This is a genomic window from Vibrio sp. L3-7 (assembly GCF_963898195.1).
GTDB classification, from domain to species: domain Bacteria; phylum Pseudomonadota; class Gammaproteobacteria; order Enterobacterales; family Vibrionaceae; genus Vibrio; species Vibrio echinoideorum.
Map to the genome: position 1 here is coordinate 287644 of NZ_CAWQUW010000034.1, position 24364 is coordinate 312007.

Annotated in this window: 15 protein-coding genes; 9 read left to right on the plus strand and 6 right to left on the minus strand. The window is 45.0% G+C overall.

Translation table 11 applies throughout. The features are described 5' to 3' along the window. The first annotated feature begins 20 nt into the window (after positions 1–20). The 4 genes from mukF (at position 21) to fdhF (ending at position 11202) form a co-directional block, all read left to right on the plus strand. On the plus strand, positions 21–1358 hold the full coding sequence (gene mukF, locus AACW75_RS19305) for a chromosome partition protein MukF (RefSeq protein ID WP_017076448.1): 1338 nt from the start codon (positions 21–23) through the stop codon (positions 1356–1358). After that, complete coding sequence (gene mukE / locus AACW75_RS19310) at positions 1339–2145, plus strand: chromosome partition protein MukE (protein ID WP_145570943.1); 807 nt, start codon at positions 1339–1341, stop codon at positions 2143–2145. Before mukF ends, mukE begins: the two co-directional genes overlap by 20 nt. Next, positions 2142–6602 carry a chromosome partition protein MukB gene (gene mukB, locus AACW75_RS19315; protein WP_145570941.1) on the plus strand — a complete coding sequence of 1487 codons (4461 nt, stop codon included), beginning with the start codon at positions 2142–2144 and terminating at the stop codon, positions 6600–6602. Before mukE ends, mukB begins: the two co-directional genes overlap by 4 nt. 370 nt (positions 6603–6972) lie before the next feature. Further along, positions 6973–11202 (plus strand): formate dehydrogenase subunit alpha, encoded by a 4230-nt coding sequence (fdhF, locus tag AACW75_RS19320; protein ID WP_145570939.1) that lies wholly within the window; start codon positions 6973–6975, stop codon positions 11200–11202. A 174-nt stretch (positions 11203–11376) separates the two neighbouring features. Here the strand turns inward: fdhF and AACW75_RS19325 are convergent, their stop codons facing one another. From AACW75_RS19325 to AACW75_RS19350, 6 genes are all read right to left on the minus strand, one after another. Continuing rightward, positions 11377–12369, minus strand: coding sequence for an alpha-L-glutamate ligase-like protein (locus tag AACW75_RS19325; RefSeq protein WP_017076444.1), 993 nt, complete (start codon positions 12367–12369; stop codon positions 11377–11379). A 3-nt stretch (positions 12370–12372) separates the two neighbouring features. Then, the gene (locus tag AACW75_RS19330) at positions 12373–13878 is read right to left on the minus strand and encodes an inactive transglutaminase family protein (protein ID WP_017076443.1); all 1506 of its coding nucleotides are present in this window, start codon (positions 13876–13878) and stop codon (positions 12373–12375) included. A 17-nt stretch (positions 13879–13895) separates the two neighbouring features. Then, the gene (locus AACW75_RS19335; protein ID WP_029225248.1) at positions 13896–14636 is read right to left on the minus strand and encodes an ATP-dependent zinc protease family protein; all 741 of its coding nucleotides are present in this window, start codon (positions 14634–14636) and stop codon (positions 13896–13898) included. A gap of 262 nt (positions 14637–14898) precedes the next feature. Then, entirely contained in the window at positions 14899–15870 is a 972-nt protein-coding gene (gene cmoB, locus AACW75_RS19340; protein WP_237297500.1) for a tRNA 5-methoxyuridine(34)/uridine 5-oxyacetic acid(34) synthase CmoB, read from the minus strand. A gap of 112 nt (positions 15871–15982) precedes the next feature. After that, positions 15983–16711, minus strand: a complete 729-nt coding sequence (gene cmoA, locus AACW75_RS19345) for a carboxy-S-adenosyl-L-methionine synthase CmoA (protein WP_145570937.1) — start codon at positions 16709–16711, stop codon at positions 15983–15985. Positions 16712–16850: 139 nt separating this feature from the next. Then, positions 16851–17756 (minus strand): DUF72 domain-containing protein, encoded by a 906-nt coding sequence (locus tag AACW75_RS19350; RefSeq protein ID WP_186437198.1) that lies wholly within the window; start codon positions 17754–17756, stop codon positions 16851–16853. Positions 17757–18065: 309 nt separating this feature from the next. On the opposite strand from AACW75_RS19350, the gene aspS reads away from it, so the two are divergent. The 5 genes from aspS (at position 18066) to ruvB (ending at position 23997) form a co-directional block, all read left to right on the plus strand. Further along, the gene (gene aspS / locus AACW75_RS19355) at positions 18066–19838 is read left to right on the plus strand and encodes an aspartate--tRNA ligase (RefSeq protein ID WP_145570933.1); all 1773 of its coding nucleotides are present in this window, start codon (positions 18066–18068) and stop codon (positions 19836–19838) included. Between the two features lie 127 nt (positions 19839–19965). Then, on the plus strand, positions 19966–20487 hold the full coding sequence (gene ruvC, locus AACW75_RS19360) for a crossover junction endodeoxyribonuclease RuvC (protein WP_017076437.1): 522 nt from the start codon (positions 19966–19968) through the stop codon (positions 20485–20487). A gap of 210 nt (positions 20488–20697) precedes the next feature. Beyond that, positions 20698–22158, plus strand: a complete 1461-nt coding sequence (locus tag AACW75_RS19365) for a methyl-accepting chemotaxis protein (protein ID WP_017076436.1) — start codon at positions 20698–20700, stop codon at positions 22156–22158. Between the two features lie 92 nt (positions 22159–22250). Beyond that, complete coding sequence (gene ruvA, locus AACW75_RS19370; RefSeq protein ID WP_017076435.1) at positions 22251–22862, plus strand: Holliday junction branch migration protein RuvA; 612 nt, start codon at positions 22251–22253, stop codon at positions 22860–22862. 118 nt (positions 22863–22980) lie between these two features. Beyond that, entirely contained in the window at positions 22981–23997 is a 1017-nt protein-coding gene (gene ruvB, locus AACW75_RS19375; protein ID WP_017076434.1) for a Holliday junction branch migration DNA helicase RuvB, read from the plus strand. The last annotated feature ends 367 nt before the right edge of the window (positions 23998–24364 follow it).

Consider the following 24364-nt stretch of genomic DNA (forward strand, 5'->3'; position numbering starts at 1 on the left):
GAACAGTAACAGGAACCACAATGAGTGAAATGACTCAAACTGCCGAAGAGCAGCCAATTGATGAGTTGGTGGGCTGGGTCAAGCAGCATGATTTTTCATTAAACTTGCCACCAGAGCGCTTAGCATTTTTGATTGCTATCGCAGTGTTAAGCAATGAAAGGTTCGATGAAGAGTTGGGCGAAGGTGAATTGCATGATGCATTTACCATCGTCACTCGACTGTTTGAAGATACGGGCGAAGCGTCTGCGTTTCGTGCGAATAACGCTATCAATGAACTGGTTAAACAGAAGCTCATTAGCCGCTTTACGAGTGAAATCACCGATGGTGCTAGCATTTATCGCTTATCACCATTGGCGATTGGCATCTCCGATTATTACTTACGTCACCGTCAGTTCTCTAAATTAAAATTGTCTATCCAGCTTTCTATGGTTGCGGACGAGATGGCCAAAGCCATTGAAGCAGCACAGAAAGGCGGAACGCCAGGACATTGGAGAAAGAACGTTTACGGCGTGCTTAAATACTCTGTTGGTGAAATTTTCGACCAGATTGATCTTAACCAACGTGTTATGGATGAGCAGCAACAAACCGTTAAACAGCAAATTGCCGACCTGCTAAACAAGGATTGGCGAGAGGCGATCAACAACTGTGAAGCTTTGCTATCAGAAACCTCTGCCACGCTAAAAGAATTGCAAGACACCTTGCAAGCGGCAGGTGATGAGCTGCAAACACAGATCCTCGATATTCAAGAAATTGTTTACGGTGACGATGAACTCGAGTTCGTTGGTGAAACCTTGTTTGGCTTGCAAATGAAGCTCGACCGAATCACCAGTTGGGGTCAGCAAGCGATCGATTTATGGATTGGCTATGACCGTCACGTGCATAAGTTTATCCGTACCGCGATTGATATGGATAAAAACCGTGCCTTTAGTCAACGCTTGCGTCAGTCGGTTACTGACTACTTTGATGCGCCTTGGCTATTGACTTATGCTGATGCGGAAAAACTCACGGACCTTCGTGATGAAGCCCTTGTGCTTCGTGATGATGAGGTGATGGGACAAGCGCCAATCGACGTTGAGTACGAAGAATTTGAACAAGTGAATGATCTGCTTTCCGAACGAATTGCAGAGATGTTAAAAGCTCACAAACAGCAAGGTGCGCCAATTGATCTTGGTCTTGTGCTACGCGATTACCTCGCAGCACACCCTCGCACACACCATTTTGATTTAGCCAGAATTGTTGTCGACCAAGCCGTGCGCTTAGGTTACTCAGCGTCTGACTATCAGGCTATTCAGCCGGATTGGCAGGCAATCAACGATTTCGGTGCAAAGGTACAAGCAAATGTCATTAACAAGTACTGATGATTACATGCCAGAGAAACTGGTAAAAGCGATAGCGAACCCGTTGTTCCCTGCGCTAGACAGCATGCTCCGTTCAGGTAAGCATGTTTCAACAGAAGACCTAGACAACCATGCGTTGCTTTCTGATTTTGAAGTTGAACTACAGCATTTTTATCAACGCTACAGCACGGAACTGGTGAAAGCGCCTGAAGGTTTCTTCTATCTGCGCCCGCGTTCTACGTCTCTGATTGGCCGCAGTGTTTTGTCTGAGCTAGATATGCTTGTTGGCAAGGTATTGTGTTTCTTGTACTTAAGCCCAGAACGCTTAGCACATGAAGGTATCTTCACGAATCAAGAGTTGTTTGAAGAGCTAATGGCGCTAGCTGATGATAAAAAACTCATGAAGCTGGCAACCAACCGTGCTTCTGGCTCTGACTTAGATAAAGAAAAGCTATTTGATAAAGTGCGTACTTCTCTACGTCGCCTACGCCGTATCGGCATGCTGATCGCGATTGGTGAGACGGGTAAATTCCGTATCAGTGAAGCGGTATTCCGCTTTGGTGCTGACGTTCGTATTGGCGACGATATGAAAGAAGCGCAATTACGTCTTATCCGCGATGGTGAAGCTGTGGTTCATACCCAAGAACCTAACCAAGGCAGCTTGTTGAATGAAGAACAAGCAGAAGCGGTATCAGAACTAGAAGCAGATGTAGACGAAAACGGTCAACAAGACATTTTTAACGATCAAGCTGACTTTGACTTAGAGTCGAACGATGGCGAACAAACAAAAGTAGAAGGTGAAGCATGATTGAAAGAGGCAAGTATCAATCATTAACCATGATCAATTGGAACGGCTTCTTTGCTCGCACTTTTGATATTGATGGATTGGTTACAACGCTTTCTGGCGGTAACGGTGCAGGTAAGTCGACCACAATGGCTGCATTCATCACAGCATTAATCCCTGACCAAGGCCTTCTGCATTTCCGTAATACAACGGAAGCGGGTAGCTCGCAGTCATCACGCGATAAAGGCCTTTACGGTAAGCTTCAACCTGGCGCATGTTATGCCGCGTTAGATGTTGTGAACTCTCGTAACCAACGCCTACTGTTTGCGGTAAAACTGCAGCAAGTTGCCGGTCGTGACAAGAAAGTAGACATCAAACCGTTTGTTATCCAAGGCCTCCCAAGTCATGTGAAACCAACAGATGTATTGATTCAAAACGTTTCAGACAGCCATGCTCGTGTATGTCAGTTGAACGATGTAAAAGCTGCGGTAGCTCAATACGAGGGTGCTCACTTTAAAGCATTTTCTTCAATCGTTGATTACCACTCGCAAATGTTTGAGTACGGTGTGTTACCGAAGAAACTGCGTAACAGCAGCGATCGTTCTAAATTTTACCGTCTCATCGAAGCATCATTGTACGGTGGTATCTCAAGTGCAATTACGCGTTCTCTGCGTGATTACCTTCTACCGCAAAATGGCGGTGTGAAGAAAGCGTTCCAAGATATGGAATCAGCATTGCGCGAAAACCGTCTGACGTTAGAAGCGATCAAAACGACTCAGTCGGATCGTGACTTGTTTAAACACTTGATCACGGAATCGACCAATTACGTGGCAGCAGACTACATGCGCCATGCGAACGATCGTCGTAATAAGCTTGATCAAACCATGAAGTTCCGTGGTGAACTGTTTGGTTCTCGCGAAACCTTGCTTGATCAAAATAACTTGTTGAACCGTGTTCAAGAAGAACTCGAACTGCTGGTGGATCAAGAGTCAGCACTAGAGCAAGACTACCAAGCGGCTTCGGATCATCTTCAGTTGGTTCAAACGGCACTTCGTCAGCAAGAAAAAATTGCTCGCTACAGCGAAGATTTAGAAGAGCTTAATGAGCGTCTCGAAGAGCAGATGATGGTAGTTGAAGAAGCTCAAGAACGAGTACTTCTTGCTGAAGAACAGGCAACCATTACTGAAGAAGAAGTGGATAGCCTGAAAACCCAGCTTGCTGACTACCAACAAGCGTTGGACGTTCAGCAAACTCGAGCATTGCAATACCAGCAAGCGGTTCAAGCTCTAGAGAAAACTAAGCAGCTTCTAGGTGACGAATCTATCACAGCAGAAAGCGCATTAACTTTGGTTTCTGAGCTAAAAGCACAAGAAGAATCAAGCACTCAAACGCTATTATCGACTAAGCACAAATTAGACATGTCTTCTGCTGCTTCTGCACAGTTCGACAAAGCGCTATCTCTTGTTAAGAGTATTGTTGGTGACGTTGAGCGCAAAGACGCGTCTAACAGCGCTAAGCAAGCTTTAGAAAAAGGCCGTAATGCAAAACATGTTGTTGAAAACGAACAACAGTGGCGTGCTCAGCACCGCGATATGGCGCGTGATGTAGCACAGCAGCGTCAAGCAAAAGAACTGGCGACCGAATACCAAAAGCAACACAGCATCTTACTTACCGACGAAGCGGTTTTCGATGAAGAGCGTGAACGCCATGCTATGCAAATCGAATCTCTTGAGTACGCTCAGGAAGAGCTTCGTGAAACTAAGAGTGAGCAGCGTCGTGTGCAACAAAACCACGATCAAGAGATTCAGAAACTCGAGTCTATTGCTCCAGCGTGGATCAATGCCAACGATGCGCTTGAAGCACTAAGAGATCAAACAGAAGCTGAGCTAGAAGATAGCCAAGCGGTTATGACTCAAATGCAACAAGTGCTCGAAGGCGAAAAGTCTCAATCAGTAGCAAAAGATCAGTTAGCAACTCGCCGAGCTGAACTTGAGCAAGAGATTGAACGCTTAGCTTCTCCGGGCGGTTCTAACGATCCTCGACTGAAAGGCCTTGCGGACACCCTTGGTGGTGTGCTGCTTTCTGAGATCTACGATGACATCACAATTGGTGATGCGCCTTACTTCAGTGCGATGTACGGCCCAGCTCGTCACGCGATCGTAGTGTCTGATCTTGATGGTATCAAAGAGAAACTCATCGATCTTGATGATTGTCCTGAAGACCTTTACATCCTAGAAGGTGATGTCGATGCGTTTGATGACAGCTCATTCAATGCCGATGAGTTAGAAGGCGCGGTATGTGTTCAGCTGAACGATCGCCAAATGCGTTACTCTCGCTTCCCTGAGATCCCTCTGTTTGGTCGTGCGGCTCGTGAGCAACGTTTAGAAAAATTACGCGAAGAGCGTGATGTTGTTGTGGAAAACCATGCCAAAGCAGCGTTTGATGCACAAAAACTGAATCGCCTATACCAAGCATTCAACAGCTTTGTAGCCAAGCACCAGCACGTTGCGTTTAACGCTGACCCTGAACAGGCACTAGTGTCTATTCGTGACAAGCGTAACCAGATTGTACGTTCTTTGGCTGAATTAAATTCTAAAGAGCAACAGCAACGTAGTCAGCTACTACAAAGCAAGCAGGCATTAGGTGCGCTAGACAAATTAGCACCAATGGTTCGTATTTTAGAAGACGAAACATTGGCGGAACGCCTAGCTGAATTAGAAGCGCAACTAGAGCGCTTGAGCGAAGCTAAGTCGTACTTGAACAACCATGGCAAAGCACTTGCTTCGTTAGAGCAGATTGTTTCTGCACTAGACGCAGATCCTGAACAGTTCGAAGCACTAGAAGCGCAATACCAACAAGCGGATCAAGCTCTACAAAGCTTGAAAGGTAAAGTGTTTGCTCTGTCTGACTTAATCGAACGTCGTCACTACTTTGCTTACGCGGATTCTGTTGATCTTCTAAACAAGAGCAGCGAACTGAGCGAGCAATTGAAAGCTAAGTTGGTTCAAGCGGAGCAAGCAAGAAAAAAAGGCCGTGATGGCTTGAAACAAGCTCGTGAACAGATGAACCAATACAACCAAGTATTGGCAGCATTGAAGAGCTCGCACCAAGCGAAACAAGAAACGGTTCAAGAGTTCAAACAAGAGCTACAAGAGTTTGGCGTTAACGCTGATGAAGGCGCTGAAGAGCGTGCTGTACGTCGTCGTGATGACCTTCACGAGCGCTTGCACACGTCTCGTAGTCGTAAGAGCGAATACGAGCGTACGATTACATCAACTGAACTTGAGATGAAAGCACTGGCTAAGCGTCTTAAGAAAGTTCAGAAAGAGTACACAGAGCTTCGTACCTTCGTAGTTGCAGCAAAAGCGGGTTGGTGTTCAGTACTTCGTTTAGCTCGTGAGAATGACGTTGAACGTCGTTTGCACAAGCGTGAACTGGCTTACCTAACGGCGGGCGAACTTCGCTCAATGTCAGACAAGTCATTGGGTGCGCTACGTTTAGCTGTCGCTGACAATGACGACTTACGTGATTCGCTGCGTCTCTCTGAAGACAACGCGCATCCAGAACGTAAGGTTCTGTTCTACATTGCGGTTTACCAACACCTTCGCGAGCGTATTCGTCAGGATATCATTCGTACGGATGATCCGGTTGAAGCTATCGAAGAGATGGAAGTTGAACTGGCTCGTCTAACAGAAGAATTGACGCAGCGTGAAAACCGCTTAGCGATCAGCTCTGAATCGGTAGCAAGTATCATCAAGAAAACGATTCAGCGTGAGCAGAACCGTATTCGTATGCTGAACCAAGGTTTGTCGAACATCTACTTTGGTCAGGTTAAGGGCGTGCGTTTGAACGTTAAGATCCGTGAAAGCCACGAGATCTTGCTATCAGGCCTAGCGACTCAACAAGAGCAGCACAAAGACTTGTTTGAATCGACGCGTTTTACTTTCTCTGAAGCGATGGCGAAACTGTTCCAACGCGTGAATCCACATATCGATATGGGTCAACGCTCTCCGCAAGTTCTGGGTGAAGAGCTACTGGATTACCGTAACTACCTAGAGCTAAGTGTTGAAGTTAACCGTGGTTCAGATGGTTGGTTACAAGCGGAATCGGGCGCGCTGTCTACGGGTGAGGCGATCGGTACGGGTCAGTCAATCCTGTTGATGGTTATTCAGAGTTGGGAAGAGGAATCTCGTCGACTTCGTAGTAAAGACATCGTTCCATGTCGTTTGTTGTTCCTTGATGAAGCAGCACGTCTGGATTCTAAGTCTATCTCGACGCTGTTTGAACTGTGTGACCGTCTAGGCATGCAACTTCTGATTGCTGCGCCAGAGAACATTAGCCCAGAGAAAGGCACAACCTACAAGCTAGTACGTAAGGTCTTTAAAGACCACGAACACGTTCACGTAGTTGGCTTGCGTGGTTTTGCTCAAAACAAACCAGCATCACCAGTACAAGAGCTAATCGAAGAAGCTGAACAATAATCTTGATAGCCGGGCAATAACCTTGATAGCTAAGCTATAAGCTCGAAAGCGACTCAATTATATTTGTTCAAAGCCCCTAATCATTAGGGGCTTTTTTGTACCTAAAAACTTACTCCCTGCAATTTATCCAATCTCCTGTGATTCACATATGTTCATGTATTCATGCAACTGTCCTTTTACTCTCTTACGCACTGATATGACCACTCATACCTTATGGTTATTATCAATGGAACTTGTTTGAGGTCACACGCACAAAACCACAAATAATGTATGGTAATGACATAGATTTAATAATATTAATAATATTGTATTACTTAAATTTTAATTATTGATAACTCGCGTGTGCGAAAGGTAAAGGTAGGACTTAGGTATGATTCAAATCGTTATTGATGGGAAATATCGAATTGTCGAACAAGGGCAAACTGTTCTTGAGGCGGCAAAAATATGTGGTTTGGAGATCCCATCTTTATGTGGTTTGAACAAAACAGCGGATAAAGTACCGTGTGATTTGTGTGTTGTTGAGGTAGATGGCGTTGGTGTGACACGTTCTTGCGAACTAGAAGTGTCTAATGGATTGGAGATTACGACTCAGTCAAAGCAACTGACCGCTCATCGACAAGAAGCACTAAATCGTATCATGACAGACCACTACGCTGACTGTGAGGCGCCATGCCAAACGGCTTGTCCTGCTGGCGTTGATATCCAGTCTTACCTCCATCATATCGCTCAAAATGATCACATTAAAGCGATTGAGGTGATCAAAAAGACATTACCAATGCCACTTTCAATTGGTCGAGTATGTCCTGCTTTTTGTGAAACCGAATGTCGTCGTAATTTAGTCGATGAATCGATCGCGATCCGTCAACTCAAACGACACGCTGCCGATGCAGATCTAGCCGCTCAAGAAAGCTATATGCCTGCTAAGAAGCCGAGTAAAGGTAAGAGTATAGCGATTGTGGGTAGTGGCCCCGGCGGACTTACAGCAGGTTATTATCTGTCTAATGAAGGTTATGACGTCAGTGTTTATGAGTCGATGCCCAAAGCGGGTGGCTGGCTACGTTATGGTATCCCTGAATATCGTTTACCTAAGTCGATTCTAGACAAAGAAATTGAACTGATGTGTCGCAACGGAATGGCGGTTGAGTGTGATAAAAAGCTCGGTGTCGATTTTACACTGTCTGATTTAAGTAACGATTTTGATGCGGTTTGTCTAGCGGTTGGTGCATCTCAAGCTGTTGAAATGAATTATCCGGGCAGTGAGCTTGGTGGCTGCTATTTAGGTGTGGATTACCTGAAAGATTACGTGACCGATCAGCAGTTCATTACCGGTAAAAAAGTAGCGGTGATCGGTGGCGGTAACACTGCGATTGACTGTGCGAGAACGGCAGTGCGAGATGGCGCTGATACCACGCTGGTCTATCGTCGTACACGCGATGAGATGCCTGCGGAAGATTATGAAATCGAAGAAGCTGAACACGAAGGCGTAAAGTTCCACTTCTTGACCAATCCGGCGGAGAATATTGCAGATGAAAACGGTCACGTATCGGAGATACGATTAGAACGAATGGCTTTGGGTCCGGCTGATGCTTCAGGTCGTCGTAGCCCTAAACCAACTGGCGAGTTCTTTGTTGAAGCGTTTGATACGGTCATCGCTGCCGTGTCGCAAAAACCTGATCTGAGCTTTATGGATAACGAAGCTATTGATATCCCGCTGACACGCTGGAATACCGCTGATGCAGATCCGCAAACCATGCACACGGGTACTGGCAATATCTTCAGTATTGGTGATTTCCGACGCGGCCCTGCAACCGCAGTGGAAGCGGTGGGGGATGGGCGCATTGCAGCGCAAGCGATCGATCGCTTTTTCCACGGTGACATGGATAACATTCCGGCTAAACCGTTTAATTCAAGAAAGCACAAGCAGCTCAAAGCGGTGGATCCTGAGCAATACAAATCCATACAGCGTATGGCGCGTAAGATCATGCCAGAGCTAACACCCGAGCAGCGTGAACAAAGCTTCGACGAAGTAGAAACAGGCTTTGATAATGCCGATGCGATAGCGGAAGCAGCAAGATGCTTAGAGTGTGGCTGCCAAGCCAATACTGATTGCGACCTACGAGACTACTCGACTGAATACAAGGCAACGCAAACACATCCAGAGTACAAAATCGATGTAGCTTCAAATGACAGTTGGCAAGCGATTCGCGCTGAAGAAACTAAGGTCGGCTTAACAAGGCAAAAATTCGCGGTCGATGACAGCTCTGAATTTATTATCTTTGATGCCAACCGCTGTATCAGTTGCGGGCAGTGTATCCAAGCGTGTCGTGAACAGAATGTTCATGGGGTTCTGAGCTTCATGAATCAGTCAAATGGCAAGCCAGCATCAAGACCTGAATGTCGTCCAAACTTTGGATCAGACAAGACCTTAATGGGTGACTCTAACTGCGTTCAATGCGGTTCGTGTGTTCAAGTGTGTCCAACGGGCGCAATGGTGGATGCTCGAGATAGAAAGCAAGGCAATACAGATGCCTTGAAGAAAGTCGATACGATTTGTACCTACTGCGGTGTGGGTTGTAAGCTCACGATGCACGTCGATGAAAAGCAAAATAAAATCCGCTACATCGAAGGTGCAAACTCTCCGGTTAATGAAGGCATGCTTTGCGTTAAGGGTCGATTCGGTTTTGATTTTGTTGGCAGTGATGCGCGCCTAACGACACCACTAATACGCAAAGATGGTTGGTTGCAACCGGCAAGTTGGGATGACGCGATTACGCTCATTGCTGATAAGTTCACCGCGATTAAGCAAGGTTTTGGTAGCAATGCCTTGGCGGGTTTCTCGTCGGCAAAAACGACGAACGAAGATAACTATGCGTTCCAAAAATTCATACGTCGCGAACTTGGAACCAATAACGTCGATCACTGTGCTCGTCTTTGTCATGCTTCAACGGTGACTGGCTTAGAGGCTTCACTGGGTAGTGGGGCGATGACCAATGATATTCCGAGTATTAAGCACTCAGATGTGATCTTTATTATCGGTTCAGACACCACATCGGCGCACCCTATTATTGGCTCGCACATCAAGCAAGCGGTGAGGCATGGTGGAGCACGATTGATCGTTGCTGATCCAAAACGAATCGATATTGCTGATCATGCCGAACTTTACTTAGCACACCGCCCGGGTACAGATGTGATGCTGATCAATGGTGTCATGCAACAGATCATTAAACACGGTTGGTATGACCAAGATTACATCGATGAACGAGTTGATGGCTTTGATACCTTGTTACAAGAGGTAATGTCGCCAAGTTATTCACTCGAAAAAGTCGAATTGGTTACCGGCGTGAAAGCCGATGATATCTTCGCTATGGCTCGCTTGATCGGTACTGCTGAACGCACCGCGGTATATTACTCTATGGGTATCACGCAGCACACCACAGGGCATGACAATGTTCGCTCTATTGCTAACCTTCAATTACTGTGTGGCAACATTGGTATTGAAGGTGGTGGCATTAACCCGCTGCGTGGACAATCTAATGTACAGGGCGCGTGTGACATGGGTGCCTTACCAAACAACCTACCGGGCTATCAAAAAGTTTATAACCCGATGGTGCGTCAGAAGTTTGCGATGGAGTGGGGCGTTTCAGATTTACCCGCTGAAGCGGGCTTAACGTTGACCGAGATAATTGATGGCGCATGCCATCGTGACGTACGTGGTTTGTACGTAATGGGTGAAAACCCTGTACTCAGCGATCCGAACCAAGCTCACGTAATTGAAGGACTTGAAGCCTTAGACTTCCTTGTGGTTCAAGATATCTTCTTAACGGAAACCGCTCAGTATGCCGATGTGGTTCTGCCGTCTTGTTCGTTTGCTGAAAAATCGGGCCATTTTACCAATACTGAGCGTCGAGTTCAGCGTATTAACCCAGCCGTATTACCTCCAGGTGAGGCCAAAGAAGACTGGGTGATCATTCAATTGCTAGCCAACGCAATGGGGGGGAACTGGGAATATAGCACTGTTGCTGATATCACCAATGAAATTGCAAGAGTGACTCCTCAATACGGTGGTTTACGTTGGGAGAACATTACGGTCAACGGCGTCCAATGGCCAAGTAATAAAAACAATCCTGACGGTACTCGTATTATGCACCAGACTCAGTTCACTCGCGGACGTGGTCAGATGGAAGCGATTCCGTTTAGATATGCGGCTGAGCTTCCAAATGCAGAATACCCGTTAGTACTAACAACTGGGCGTGTTTTGGAGCAGTTTCATACTGGGACCATGACTCGTAAAACTAAAGGGCTCGATAACTTGGCGGGTCCTCGCGCGATGTTGAGTGTTCATGATGCAGAAGAGCTAGGCATTTCGAACGGTCAAATGCTTAAGGTATCGACCCGACGTGGTGAGATTGAGATTGCTGCATTTGTCACTAAGCGGATGCAAAAGGGCGTGGTGTTTATTCCATTCCATTTTGTTGAGTCTCCGGTCAACCGTTTAACGACCACAGCGACTGATCCTCACGCTAAGATCCCAGAGTTTAAGGTGGCAGCAGTGCGTATTGATCCAATCTGTGAACCGGAAATCGCAGAAACGGAGGCTTAATCTACGCTGTTTAACTTAATCGACTTAAGCCTCACTACTTTAACCTAACGACTTTAGACAGAGCCTCTTGGCCTGATTAGTTAGCTTAAAAGGATTAACGACAGAGATTAAAAAGCCGCGTAACTCTCAGAGTTATGCGGCCTTTTTGTTGTGCTAGGTACGGTTTGGAATTTTCTAGTCAATCATTTTGTGAGTAGACAATTCATTACCATGAACACCAAATTGTTTTGCTGCGTATGCAACACGTTCTGCTGGCTTTGGATATTCAGCGGGTGTGCCTAGGTTTTCAATATGATGCAAGCGAGGCAATAAACCAGCGCCGTTTGCAATCTGTATTGCCAATCCAGGACGAGCATTGAGTTCCAGTACCATAGGGCCTTCTTCTTGGTCTAAAACCATGTCAGTACCCATGTAACCAAGACCTGTCATTTCCCAAGCACTTGATGCAAGAGTCAGTAGTTTTTCCCAATGCGGCACTTGAAGTGACGCCAACTCTTTCCCCGTATCTGGGTGATGAGTGACTGGTTGGTCAAACTGAACCGCACGAACGGCTTTCCCGGTCGCGATGCAAATACCGACCCCGACAGCACCTTGGTGCAAGTTCGCCTTGCCGTCAGAAGCTGAAGTGGATAGGCGCATCATTGCCATCACAGGGTAGCCTTTAAATACGATAATTCGTACATCTGGCACGCCTTCGTAACTGAAGCCTTCGAAACACTCATCAAATTTAATGAGATTTTCAACCACGGCTACGTCGTTCTTACCGCCTAGTGAGAAAAGACCGGCCAGAGCGTTACTGATGTGACGCTCTACGTCTTCTTCATTAATGGTAGAACCCGATGGCTTGGTATAAACACCATCTTTGTGAGAGATGACAACAAGGATGCCTTTACCACCACTACCTTGAGCCGGCTTGATTACAAAACCGGGCCACTCTTTAACCATTTTGTGGATTGTTCTTACTTCAGCTTGGTGACCAATAACGCCAATCAATGTAGGCACAGTTGCACCCGCTTGTTCGGCAATAATCTTAGTCTTAAGCTTGTCATCAACGAGTGGATACTTGGAACGATCATTGTAGCGACCAATATAACTATGGTTACGCTTGTTCATTCCCATTATGCCTTTGTCTTTCAACTTAAACGGTGAAGTAAATTGATCAAACATAACTTAGTCCTCCGCTAGCGGTTTAAAGCGACGAAGCTCGGTTAGACGGTAGCCCGTGTAGTTACCTAGTAGCAAGATGGTCGCTAGAATAACAAGCTGCAAACCAATAAAGTTAAACGTTAAGTGCTGAATGAACGGGTTAGTCATGCCTAAGTAAACAAGAACCGCGGTAAATAGAGAGCCACCACCTTGTAGTACTACTTCTTTCGCGCCTTCTTCTTCCCAAAGGATAGACATACGCTCGATAGTCCAAGACAAGATAATCATTGGGAAGAACGTAATCGATAGACCTTCTGTTAGTCCGATTTTAAATGCGACTACAGTAAATATCGAGATAATCATAATTACCGTAATGATTACGGCGGATATCCTGGCAACTAACAAGAGGTTGAGTTTGGACAAGTAACTTCGTATTACAAGACCAGTACCGACAATCAGTAGGAAGCCAACAATGCCTGTAACCAACTGAGTTTGAACGAATGCTACAGCAATCAGAACGGGCATGAACGTACCAGAAGTCTTAAGACCTATGATGACACGCAAGAACACAACGATAAGCGCACCTATTGGAATCAGCATGATGGTTTTAAACATCGCTTGTTCTTCTAACGGTAGGCTGTGGATCGATAGGTTCAATAGTTGATCGGCAGATACTTTGCTGTTGGTTGCTTCTGTTGGCGAGATTTCTTGAGCAATCATAGAGAAGTGAACTTTACTGTTCTGGCCGCCCACAACATCTAATAGCGAGACATTTGACTCGTCCCAGATGAGTAGGTTTGGTTGAACTTGTTGCTCACTAGATTCAGGAGAGAAGAGAACCCACTGGTTATTATCCCAAATTTGGTTCATGTGCTGGATTGATTGGCGACGACGTCCGTCTTCCAATTCAATAACACCGACAACCTTGTTGTGGATTTTAGCTGCAGAAAGTAGCTTGTGTGTCGCCTCCACTTTGGTCATGTTATTCAAAATCAGCGCTGAGTTTTGGCTGTCTGGATCGTTAAGCGTTTTGATTAATTCACGAGTAAAGGTGATGTTGTCTGCTGAGCGCTTGGTTGCTCTGTCAATCAAAGCAAGGGCCGCGGCTTCTTCAGGACCGTCAAAGCTTGGTTGAGTTACATCACCGTCTGGAGGCGTCGCGGTTACGTTCGCTTGGCTATCTACTAAGAATTGTGTCTTGTAGTAGATAGTCTGCGGACCATCTGCATGACGAATGGACCATTCTGCTCGGCGACCTGAATCTGTATTCAAGTATGAAATGCCGTAGCCTGGTGATGAAGCTGACTCACTAATAAGTGTAAAATTAGACTGCGTGTGAGGTGCGGCTAGTGAAACTTTTGCTTCTTTACCCGCTGCATTGAATTCGATACGAGCTTCAATGTCCCAAACTTGATTAGTTTCCCCTGGAGTCCAGGGTACACCGTAGGTGGTATGTCTGAACATACTGAGTGTTATTCCTGCCACGATGAGCAGGAAAATTGAGATATAAAATGGAATTCTTGACGTCATAGCTTACCCTACTATTGTTATTTAACTTCCGTTTGTACGTACTTTTTACTTACATCTACTAGCGCTATGTCTTTGATAAATTCGCGCCCTAGTAATACAGGGTGACTCATTTGAGAGCGATCCGCCAATGTAAATTGCGCTTTTTCATGGATTTTTCCAACTTTAACCCATAATTCGATCACAGCTCGACGTTCTGCTTTGTCATTCGTTGACTGACGGATTTTTACATACCGTACAACTGGCGCTTCAATCCATTTTTGGTCTTCTACGGCTTGCGCTTTATCGTCTAGATGGAACTTAATCCAGTTCTTTCCGTTGCGTTCGAATTCTTTGATATCGACAGCATTCAAAGAAGAGGTGGTAGCACCCGTATCAACACGAGCATCAAAGCTCTGCTTAATCGAGTCGATAGATACTTTTTCGATTCCGCCAAGAATGGTTGGTTGTGATGTAGGAGCGATAGGTGCCGCTGCAACCGCAACAGGCTCCTCTTCTTCTAACTCTTCAATAACTTTGTGTTCCATGTTTGTTAGATGAACATCTAATTGACTAGATAGGGTCGTGATTTCATCTTCTAAGCTTTCAATATAATCACTTTGATTGCTTAGTTGCAGTTCAAGATTTTGAACCTTATTTGCGATGTTTGTCTCTGAGCGGGAAATAGCATCGAGAGTTTCTTGGTGGTAGGAAGCACCGTTAGTAAGGGTGCAACCAGAGAGCAAACCAACCGCCACAATTGGCGATAATCGCTTAAACATAAAAAAACCTTTGAGAATTAGAGAATAGTTCAGACTATTTAAGAGTTTAGCCCACAAAAAAGGATGCGTGAAGCACCCTATTGTAAGAGTCTGGTCATATTGAATCGCAATGTGAGCGCTGCGCCAATTGTTGCTATTGGAAATAGCTCACTTATTAAACATAAGTCAATTTATGTGCAATTTATGCTCTTTGAATCAGAGTTCGCTACGAAGCAAACTAAAAGGTTTTCACGAACAAACTATGATTCTTTTATTGTCTAGTTTATGGTTTTGTTGCCACTAGAACAGCACGTCTTGGTGCTGGGTGACCTTCAACTGTTTTACTTGGATCATTAGGATCTAAATAATCTGGTAGAGAGTTGTGTGTCATCCATTCTGTGGTGCGTTGTTCGCCAACTGTCGTAACATTTTCGTCAACGATACGTACGTCTTCAAAGCCAACCTGTTCAAGCCAGCGTTTTAGCGCGCGAGCAGAAGGGAAGAAGTAGACATTTCTCATTTGTGCGTAACGATCAACTGGAACCAGCACCGCGTTTTCGTCACCTTCAATCACTAGGGTTTCAAGAACCAACTCACCACCAGATGCTAATTGGTCTTTCAGTTGAATCAAGTGATCAAGCGGTGAACGACGGTGATACAACACACCCATGCTAAATACAGTGTCGTAAGCTTCCAGCTTTGGCAGTTGCTCAATACCAAGAGGTAAAAGATGAGCACGTTGGTCATCGCCCAAGAATTTACGAATTGCTTCGAATTGAACAAGGAAAAGGTGAGAAGGATCGATACCAACCGTTAGGCGTGCACCTTCACCCAGCATGCGCCACATGTGGTAACCATTGCCGCAACCCACATCGAGTACTGAACGGTTTTTCAGCGGAGAAATATGTGGAAGCACACGATCCCATTTCCAGTCGCTGCGCCATTCTGTATCGATATGAATATCATGAACAGTGTAAGGGCCTTTTCTCCAAGGGTGGAAAGTCTTCAATAAGCTTTCTAACTTTTTAAGTTCACCCGTGTGAAACGGTGTGCTGCTGCCAATCGTGACTGAATTTTTTAGGTCAACTTGGTCTGGTACACCTTGTGGGATTTTGTTCAGCGCACGTAACCAACGGTCGAAGTCACCGTGCTCTGCATTTTGCCAATCCGTCAGTTGTTGAGGTAGAACATTGAGCCACGGCTGAAGGCGAGTGTCTTGGGCAATAAGTTGATAAAAATTAGCAAAATTAAACATGGATAATATTAACCGTTGTGGAATTCATAATGTGTGTGATGTCTATCATCACAACACCGAAAATTGGTGACTAAAGCCCGACAGTATCGTCTTTAGAACATTGTGTGGTGAGCTACTTAATTGCGAACATCGAACCGAAGTTGAAACATTGGAACCAAACTTCGCTGCTAGAAAAACCGATTTCTTGGAAACGCTCTTTATGGACCTTGATCGAGTCTGGGCGCATAACGTTTTCAATTGCGCTACGTTTTTGGCTAACTTCTAGCTCGCTGTATCCGTTAGCTCGTTTGAAATCATGGTGAAGGTCAATCAGCAGTTCATTTGAGCTCTCGTCTTCGAAAACGTACTTCTCAGATAAGATTAAGATCCCACTAGGGCGTAGGCCTGAGTGAATTTTTTGTAACAATGCTAAGCGGTCATCTGGAGACAAAAACTGTAAAGTGAAATTCAATACCACAACCGATGCGTCTTTGATTTCGATTTCACGAATATCCGCTTCAATCACTTCAACAGGAGTGTCACTGCGATAAGCATTTACATGTAATTTGCAGCGCTCAACCATCGCTTCTGAATTATCGACAGCAAAAATCGTGCAACCTTCTTGTTTAATATGACGACGCATTGAGAGCGTAGCTGCGCCAAGAGAGCAGCCTAGGTCATAGATATTTGAATGCGGTTTAACGAAGCGCTCAGCCAACATGCCGATCGCAGAGATGATATTGCTGTAGCCAGGCACCGAGCGTTGAATCATATCCGGAAATACTTCAGCGACTCTTGCGTCAAAGGTGAAGTCTCCAATTTTATCAATAGGAGCGGAAAAGATATTGTCTGTGTTGCTCATGGCATTTTCTCTCGACAGTCAGCGTAATTGGCACAGATTTCGTACCAAATAAAAGGGGACGTATTTTACGTAAAAAAAGCGCGTCTGTCACGAAAACTGAGATTACTCTCAATGATTGATTGTATATAGAGGAAAGGGATTAAAACATTGAGATTTGATGGTTGCCTTTCTGAGCTGGAAATTGAGCAAGATCGGGCAATAATAATGACGTGCTTTCAGTGACTTGCTTTTGTAGCTGCTGATAGATAGCGACTGCAAGTTCGGGGGAGTGATTATTGTCTGGGGTGTGGATCATCAAATAAGGTTGTTTACCTTCAGCAAGCCAGTTCGGGATTTTGGCAAACCAAGGTTTAAAGAATTCGATGTTAGGCTTTTGGTCCGGGTGGCCAATAAAGCGAATCACTGGATTATTAGCGGTCGCAATAGCATGAACGGGAACGCGCGGCTTTTTCTGATGCGCATCGATCACCGCTTCAGTGGTTGGTGGTGCGGAGAAAACTGGGCGACTATCCATAATAATACGATTAATGCCTTCTTCAACGAGCCATTGATTGAAGCGTTTTTCGGCGTCGCTTTTGTCAAAGAAACCAAGATGACGAACTTCAACACCAAGCTGCATGTCTTTCGGGAATAATGTACAAAATTTTTGTAAGGCAGGGAGCATGCTTGGTTCAAAGCTGTGTGGTAGTTGAATCGTCCACTGGCCAATGCGATCGTGCAGTGGCGACATGGTCATTAGAAACTCTTTGAGTTCGGCTTGGCAGTGCCTGAGTTGCTGCTGGTGGGTGATGAATTTAGGCAGTTTGAAGGTAAACTTGAAATCATCATGACTTGCTGCTTTCCAGTTGTGAACGGTTGACATACTAGGCGTGGCATAGAACGTCGTATTCCCTTCAACCGTATGAAAAACTTGGGTGTACTTTTCTAGGCGCTCAGCCGGTTTCGTCCCTTTACCATAGAACTGACTTTGCCACTCAGAATGAGACCACATGGTTAATCCAAGTCTTAGAGGTAAAGTTGCCATCGTTATCTCACCGTTAGTCATCACGCTATTTATCTTCGCGTCGTTAGTCATTACAAAAAGTTTTAGTTGAAGCGCAAATCTACTGTACGAGACTTTTGCCGATTAAGGTACTTTCGAGATATAATTCTGCCAATTTTTTCGGTTTTGATGAATCTTTGCGCACTTGATGGGTTAAAAAGCAGCAAAGCCAGATAAAACACAATATATTCGATCGCGGAAGGTCGATTTTAAATGAGTTTCCGCGTATAAATGTTTCTTTGCTTTGTAGGTTAGGTATGACCACCTGCAGCTTCGAAATTAGTAAATTATTAAGAGATTGGGAAATTCATTATGCGTACCCATTACTGTGGTAACCTGAACAAGTCCCTGGCGGGACAAACTGTAGAATTGTGCGGCTGGGTAAATCGTCGCCGTGATTTAGGCGGTCTTATCTTTATTGATATGCGTGACCGTGAAGGCGTAGTTCAGGTTGTTGTCGATCCAGATATGAAAGATATCTTTGAAATCGCTAGCCAACTGCGTAATGAATTCTGCATCAAGTTTACGGGTGAAGTACGTGTTCGTCCTGACAGCCAAGTAAACAAAGACATGTCGACAGGTGAAGTTGAACTTTACGCGACAGGCCTAGAAATCATCAACCGTTCAGAAGCGCTTCCATTAGATTTCAACCAAACGAACTCTGAAGAGCAGCGTCTTAAATACCGTTACATCGATCTTCGTCGTCCAGAAATGAGTGACCGCATCAAACTTCGTGCACGAGCTTCTAGCTTCGTTCGCCGTTTCCTTGATGAGAACCTATTCCTAGACATCGAAACGCCAGTACTAACTAAAGCAACGCCAGAAGGTGCTCGTGATTACCTAGTGCCAAGCCGCGTTCACAAGGGTAGCTTCTACGCACTTCCTCAATCTCCTCAGCTGTTCAAGCAACTGCTGATGATGTCTGGTTTTGACCGTTACTACCAAATCGTTAAATGTTTCCGTGATGAAGATTTACGTGCTGACCGTCAGCCTGAATTTACTCAAATCGATATCGAAACATCATTCCTATCTTCTCAAGATGTTCGTGGTATCACTGAGAAACTTGTTCACGATATGTGGAAAGAGCTTCTAGATGTTGAATTGGGTCAATTCCCAGTAATGCCTTTCTCTGAAGCGATTCGTCGTTTTGGTTCTGATAAGCCAGATCTACGTAACCCACTAGAGCTAGTTGATGTTGCTGACCTACTGAAAGACGTAGAGTTTAAAGTATTCTCTGGTCCTGCGAACGACGAGAAAGGTCGCGTAGCAGTAATCCGTGTTCCGGGTGGCGCTAAGCTAACTCGTAAGCAAATCGATGGTTACGCAGAGCACGTAGGTATCTACGGCGCGAAAGGTCTTGCTTGGATGAAGGTTAACGACCGTGCTGCAGGCATGGAAGGTATCCAATCTCCAGTCGCTAAGTTCCTAAACGAAGATGTGATTAACGGCATTCTTGAGCGTACTCAAGCTGAATCTGGCGACATCATTCTATTTGGTGCAGATAAAGCGAACATTGTTTCTGAAGCAATGGGCGCACTTCGTATCAAACTTGGTGATGACTTAGAGCTAACAGATAAGAAAGCTTGGGCTCCACTTTGGGTTATTGATTTCCCAATGTTCGAAGAAGATGGTGAAGGCAACCTACACGCTATGCACCACCCATTCACATCGCCTCTAGGTATGAATGCAGAAGAGCTAAAAGCAAACCCAGCAGCAGCTAATTCTGATGCATACGACATGGTAATCAACGGCTACGAAGTAGGCGGTGGTTCTGTACGTATTCATAACGCAGAAATGCAAACAGCGGTATTTGGTATCCTAGGTATCGAAGCACAAGAGCAACAAGAGAAGTTCGGCTTCCTACTTGAAGCGCTTAAGTACGGAACTCCACCACACGCAGGTTTAGCGTTCGGTCTTGACCGTCTAGCAATGCTTCTTTGTGGTACAGAGAACATCCGTGACGTTATCGCATTCCCGAAAACAACGGCTGCAGCATGTCTACTAACAGACGCGCCAAGCCTAGCAAATCCAGCATCGCTGGAAGAGCTAGCAATCGCAGTTAAATTGGCGAAGAAAGAAGGCTAATCAAACGATTAAGCTAAACTTTCGATAGAACAACGAAATGCCCGTTAATTTAACGGGCATTTTTTTTATCGTCAGATATACTAAGCCAATGAACAAAAGCATGTATAAATAATCAGTATTTGAAGTTATGTCTATTATATTAGGGATCGATCCCGGCTCACGCATTACCGGTTATGGCGTGATTCGTCAAAACGGCCGTCATCTGTATTACTTAGGTAGTGGTTGTATCCGCATGTCAGAAAAAGAACTGCCAGGTCGACTTAAGCAGATCTATGCAGGTGTGAGCGAAATCATTACTCAGTTTCAGCCAGATGTATTCGCGATAGAGCAGGTCTTTATGGCGAAGAATGCTGATTCTGCACTTAAGCTCGGACAAGCTCGTGGTAGCGCGATTGTGGCAGCGGTTAACGCTGATCTACCAGTGCATGAGTACGCCGCTCGTCTAATCAAGCAAGCCGTAACAGGTAATGGCGGTGCCGATAAGTTAATGGTTCAGAACATGGTGATGAGCATGCTTAAATTACCTGCCAAACCACAGGCCGATGCCGCCGATGCTCTAGGCGTAGCAATCACTCACGCTAACACCAATAAAACGCTGATCGCACTTGCTGGCAAAGCAACAGGTGCGAAAAAAGGCCGTTACCGTTAATCCATTCTAAGTCATTATTGGGCTCTTTATTTTTAAGAGCCTAACCTTCTAATCCCTTCTACTGCAAAACAATCAACACACCATAATCACAGTTAAATCCTTGATGAAATGAGATCTTTCGAACAGATCGTTGATAAGAATATTGCGTCCGATTTAACATGTTATTAACATTGGTCGGAGGTCTTACAAGTTAATCAAGGATGATCACTGATGAACCCTATAAAGCTGTGGCGCGCGTTGTTTCTACCCAATCGTACCAAATGGAGTAACAACGAAGTCAGGCAAGCCGATATCTTATTACTCTTCACTTTTATCGCATTCTTCGTAGGTGTGTATAGCTTCTTAAAATGGACAAAGCACGAAGAGCCGTTGCTTGTTGTTACTTCCGTATTTCTTATCGTATTTGAACTAATCTCGGCGCTTCTATTACGCATCACGAGTAAGCCTAGCCTTGCATTGAATTTTGGTTTTGTTGGTATGGCGGTACACGCACTTAATATCATCTATCAAAGCGGTGGTGTCGTTGCTTCAACTCAAGCTTACTGGGTACCTTTGTTGGTGGTTGCTTTCTTTTTATCTGGGACTCGAATTGTCGCCTTGGTGTGGAGTGGGCTGGTTATCGGTGTTTCGCTGGTGATGACTTCAGCTCACCTTAAAGGGTTTGAGTTTCCACAGTTAGTGCTCACTCCGGAAGCCGTAGTTGTTGAAACATGGTCTGGTGTGATTATGCCGCTCGTTGTTATTTGTATTGCTCAAGCTTTTACGGCTAAGCAAAAAGAAGTGGCGATAGAAATGGCAGAGGATGCAATTTCAGAAAGCCAGCAGATAGCGAATCAAGCGACCCAGAGTGAGGGGCAACTCTCCATTGTACTTGATCAAGCTAACTCGAACTCTGAAAGCCTACAGGACGTTTCGGTGCATTTGGATCAGCAGTCACAAGACTTGCATGCTCAAGTTGAGGTGTTGAACATCAATTGTGAATCTCAGGCGAGTGCCGCCGAGCAGATGAGCCAACAGCTTCACCAAATGACCCAAGGAATAGAAGAATCAAACTCATTTGTTGGAGAACTGAAAGATCGTAGTGAAGCGGTTGGAACGAAAGCGCAGAAGAGTTCTGAGTCACTAGAAGCTTCGACCAGTGCAATCAGTCAAATTATTCAAAGCAATCAAGAGATAATGAAAGTTGCTGATCTTATTACTTCCGTAGCCGAACAAACCAATCTATTGGCACTCAACGCCGCGATAGAAGCCGCTCGCGCAGGCGAACAGGGAAGAGGGTTTGCTGTGGTGGCTGATCAAGTTAGAGAGCTGTCTGCGAAAAGTAGTCATTCAGCGATAGAGATTCGAACCTTGCTGGACCGCAGTAAAGAGGAAGTTGAACATGGCAGAAACATTATTGAAATCACGGCTAATGAAATGAACGACATCATATCGGAGGTTCAAACTATCTCGACCGATGTCAATCAACTGACCGATATTATGGCGATGCAAATGGGCTCTCTAAAAGAACTCGACCTGGCGAGTTCAGAGGTCGCACAAAGCGTTGCAGAAACCAAATCCGTGTCGGGTTTAGTCGCGAATTATGGCTCTGAACTCACTGGTCATGTTACCTCGGTGAAAGAATTGGTCGAAAGCTTGAACAGCGTGGTTTCACAAGCGAAGCAAGCTTAAATAAATCGCCTTAATAAACACAAAGAACTGGATAAGCATCCAGTTCTTTTATATTCTGTCCCTCAAATTAAATTCCATCGAGAGAGTGAATTGTGATCGGACGTCTACGCGGTACATTAATAGAAAAACAGCCACCAGAATTATTAATCGAAGTGAGTGGTGTTGGTTATGAAGTACAAATGCCAATGAGCTGTTTTTATGAATTACCGAACGTGGGCGAAGAAGCAATTATCTACACTCATTTTGTGGTTCGTGAAGATGCGCAACTACTTTACGGTTTTAATACTGTTAAAGAGCGTGCCTTGTTCCGTGAAGTGATCAAAGCGAATGGTGTTGGCCCTAAACTTGGCCTTGGTATTCTTTCGGGAATGACAGCAAGTCAATTCGTTCAAAGTGTTGAGCGCGAAGATATTTCGACACTTGTTAAACTTCCGGGCGTTGGTAAGAAAACCGCCGAACGTCTTGTCGTTGAAATGAAAGATCGCCTGAAAGGGTGGGGTGCTGGTGATTTGTTTACTCCAGCAACTGATGCAGCACCAATGGACTCGATGCCAACCGTGCATGACGCTGAAGAAGAAGCGGTAAGTGCTCTACTTGCATTGGGTTATAAGCCGACTCAAGCTTCTAAGGTTGTCGCTCAAGTGGCCAAAGATGGTATGACGAGCGAACAGCTGATTCGCGAAGCACTGAAGTCGATGGTTTAATACCTTATATACTTGTTCTAGAAAATAGACTCATTCACTTTGCCTTTACACAGAGTCAAGAAGCGCAGAGTCAGTAAGAGCAGAGTCAGTAAGAGCAGAGTTAGGAATAACAGAATTTATGATTGAAGCCGATCGCCTGATTGCACCGGATAACCCAGTATTCAAAGATGAAGATGTCATTGATCGTGCAATTCGCCCTAAAGCGCTTTCCGACTATCAAGGTCAGGATCACGTTCGTAACCAGATGGAGATTTTCATTCAAGCAGCTCAAATGCGAAATGAAGCTCTGGATCATCTGTTGATTTTTGGCCCTCCGGGTTTAGGCAAAACCACGCTTGCGAATATTGTTGCCAATGAAATGGATGTGAGCATCCGTACCACTTCGGGACCGGTATTGGAGAAGGCAGGCGATTTAGCGGCGCTATTAACCAACCTTGAAGAAAATGATGTGCTTTTCATTGATGAAATCCACCGTTTGAGCCCTGTGGTTGAAGAGGTGCTTTATCCTGCGATGGAAGACTACCAATTGGATATCATGATTGGTGAAGGTCCAGCAGCGCGCTCTATTAAAATCGATTTACCTCCGTTTACGTTGATCGGCGCGACAACACGTGCTGGGTCACTAACTTCTCCGTTACGTGACCGTTTTGGGATAACTCAACGTCTCGAGTATTACAAAGTAGAAGACCTTCAAAATATCGTTCAGCGCAGTGCAGATTGTCTTGGGCTTTCACTGGAGTCGGAAGGGGCGTTAGAAATTGCTCGCCGAGCACGCGGTACACCGCGTATTGCTAACCGATTGCTGCGTCGTGTCCGTGACTACGCGGAAGTAAAGGGTGATGGACATATCTGCCCTGATGTCGCTGACAAAGCACTCAACATGCTGGATGTCGACGCGAAAGGTTTTGACTATATGGATAGAAAACTTCTGCTCGCGATTATGGAGAAGTTTGGCGGTGGTCCTGTGGGTATCGACAACATGGCAGCAGCAATTGGTGAAGAGAAAGACACCATTGAAGACGTATTGGAACCTTACTTAATCCAACAAGGTTATCTGCAAAGAACCCCACGAGGCCGAATTGCTACCGACAGAGCGTATTTACACTTCGGAATAGATAAACCTTCTAATCGTTAAATTATTCATTTTTAAAGATCCCAGTTGCATAAGCGCTGGGATTTTTTGGTTTTTATTGAATAACAACTCTTTGAGCGAGTCGATAAAAAGTCTGAATATCAGGATTCAAAAATGGAAACTTTGATTTCGAGTTTGATTTAGGTAACAAAAAATGAAATAAGTTGTCATATGTTTTGTTAATACTTTATAGGTAGTTGTAGTTTGTATGTTGAAACAGTGCTGAGCTTTTGTCACAGATATCATGCGCTGTTATTAACAGAGGCCAAATTGGTGTGATTTTAATCATGATTGTTCAAAAATAACCCTAATTTGCTGGAATAAAATTGATACAAATCAACGCAAGGTTCTCCTATAAACCTTTTGAAAC

Coding starts and splice junctions, on each gene's coding strand:
- mukF (WP_017076448.1), top strand. CDS start 21: ATGAGTGAAATGACTCAAACTGCCGAAGAGCAGCCAATTGATGAGTTG.
- mukE (WP_145570943.1), top strand. CDS start 1,339: ATGTCATTAACAAGTACTGATGATTACATGCCAGAGAAACTGGTAAAA.
- mukB (WP_145570941.1), top strand. CDS start 2,142: ATGATTGAAAGAGGCAAGTATCAATCATTAACCATGATCAATTGGAAC.
- fdhF (WP_145570939.1), top strand. CDS start 6,973: ATGATTCAAATCGTTATTGATGGGAAATATCGAATTGTCGAACAAGGG.
- AACW75_RS19325 (WP_017076444.1), bottom strand. CDS start 12,369: ATGTTTGATCAATTTACTTCACCGTTTAAGTTGAAAGACAAAGGCATA.
- AACW75_RS19330 (WP_017076443.1), bottom strand. CDS start 13,878: ATGACGTCAAGAATTCCATTTTATATCTCAATTTTCCTGCTCATCGTG.
- AACW75_RS19335 (WP_029225248.1), bottom strand. CDS start 14,636: ATGTTTAAGCGATTATCGCCAATTGTGGCGGTTGGTTTGCTCTCTGGT.
- cmoB (WP_237297500.1), bottom strand. CDS start 15,870: ATGTTTAATTTTGCTAATTTTTATCAACTTATTGCCCAAGACACTCGC.
- cmoA (WP_145570937.1), bottom strand. CDS start 16,711: ATGAGCAACACAGACAATATCTTTTCCGCTCCTATTGATAAAATTGGA.
- AACW75_RS19350 (WP_186437198.1), bottom strand. CDS start 17,756: ATGACTAACGGTGAGATAACGATGGCAACTTTACCTCTAAGACTTGGA.
- aspS (WP_145570933.1), top strand. CDS start 18,066: ATGCGTACCCATTACTGTGGTAACCTGAACAAGTCCCTGGCGGGACAA.
- ruvC (WP_017076437.1), top strand. CDS start 19,966: ATGTCTATTATATTAGGGATCGATCCCGGCTCACGCATTACCGGTTAT.
- AACW75_RS19365 (WP_017076436.1), top strand. CDS start 20,698: ATGAACCCTATAAAGCTGTGGCGCGCGTTGTTTCTACCCAATCGTACC.
- ruvB (WP_017076434.1), top strand. CDS start 22,981: ATGATTGAAGCCGATCGCCTGATTGCACCGGATAACCCAGTATTCAAA.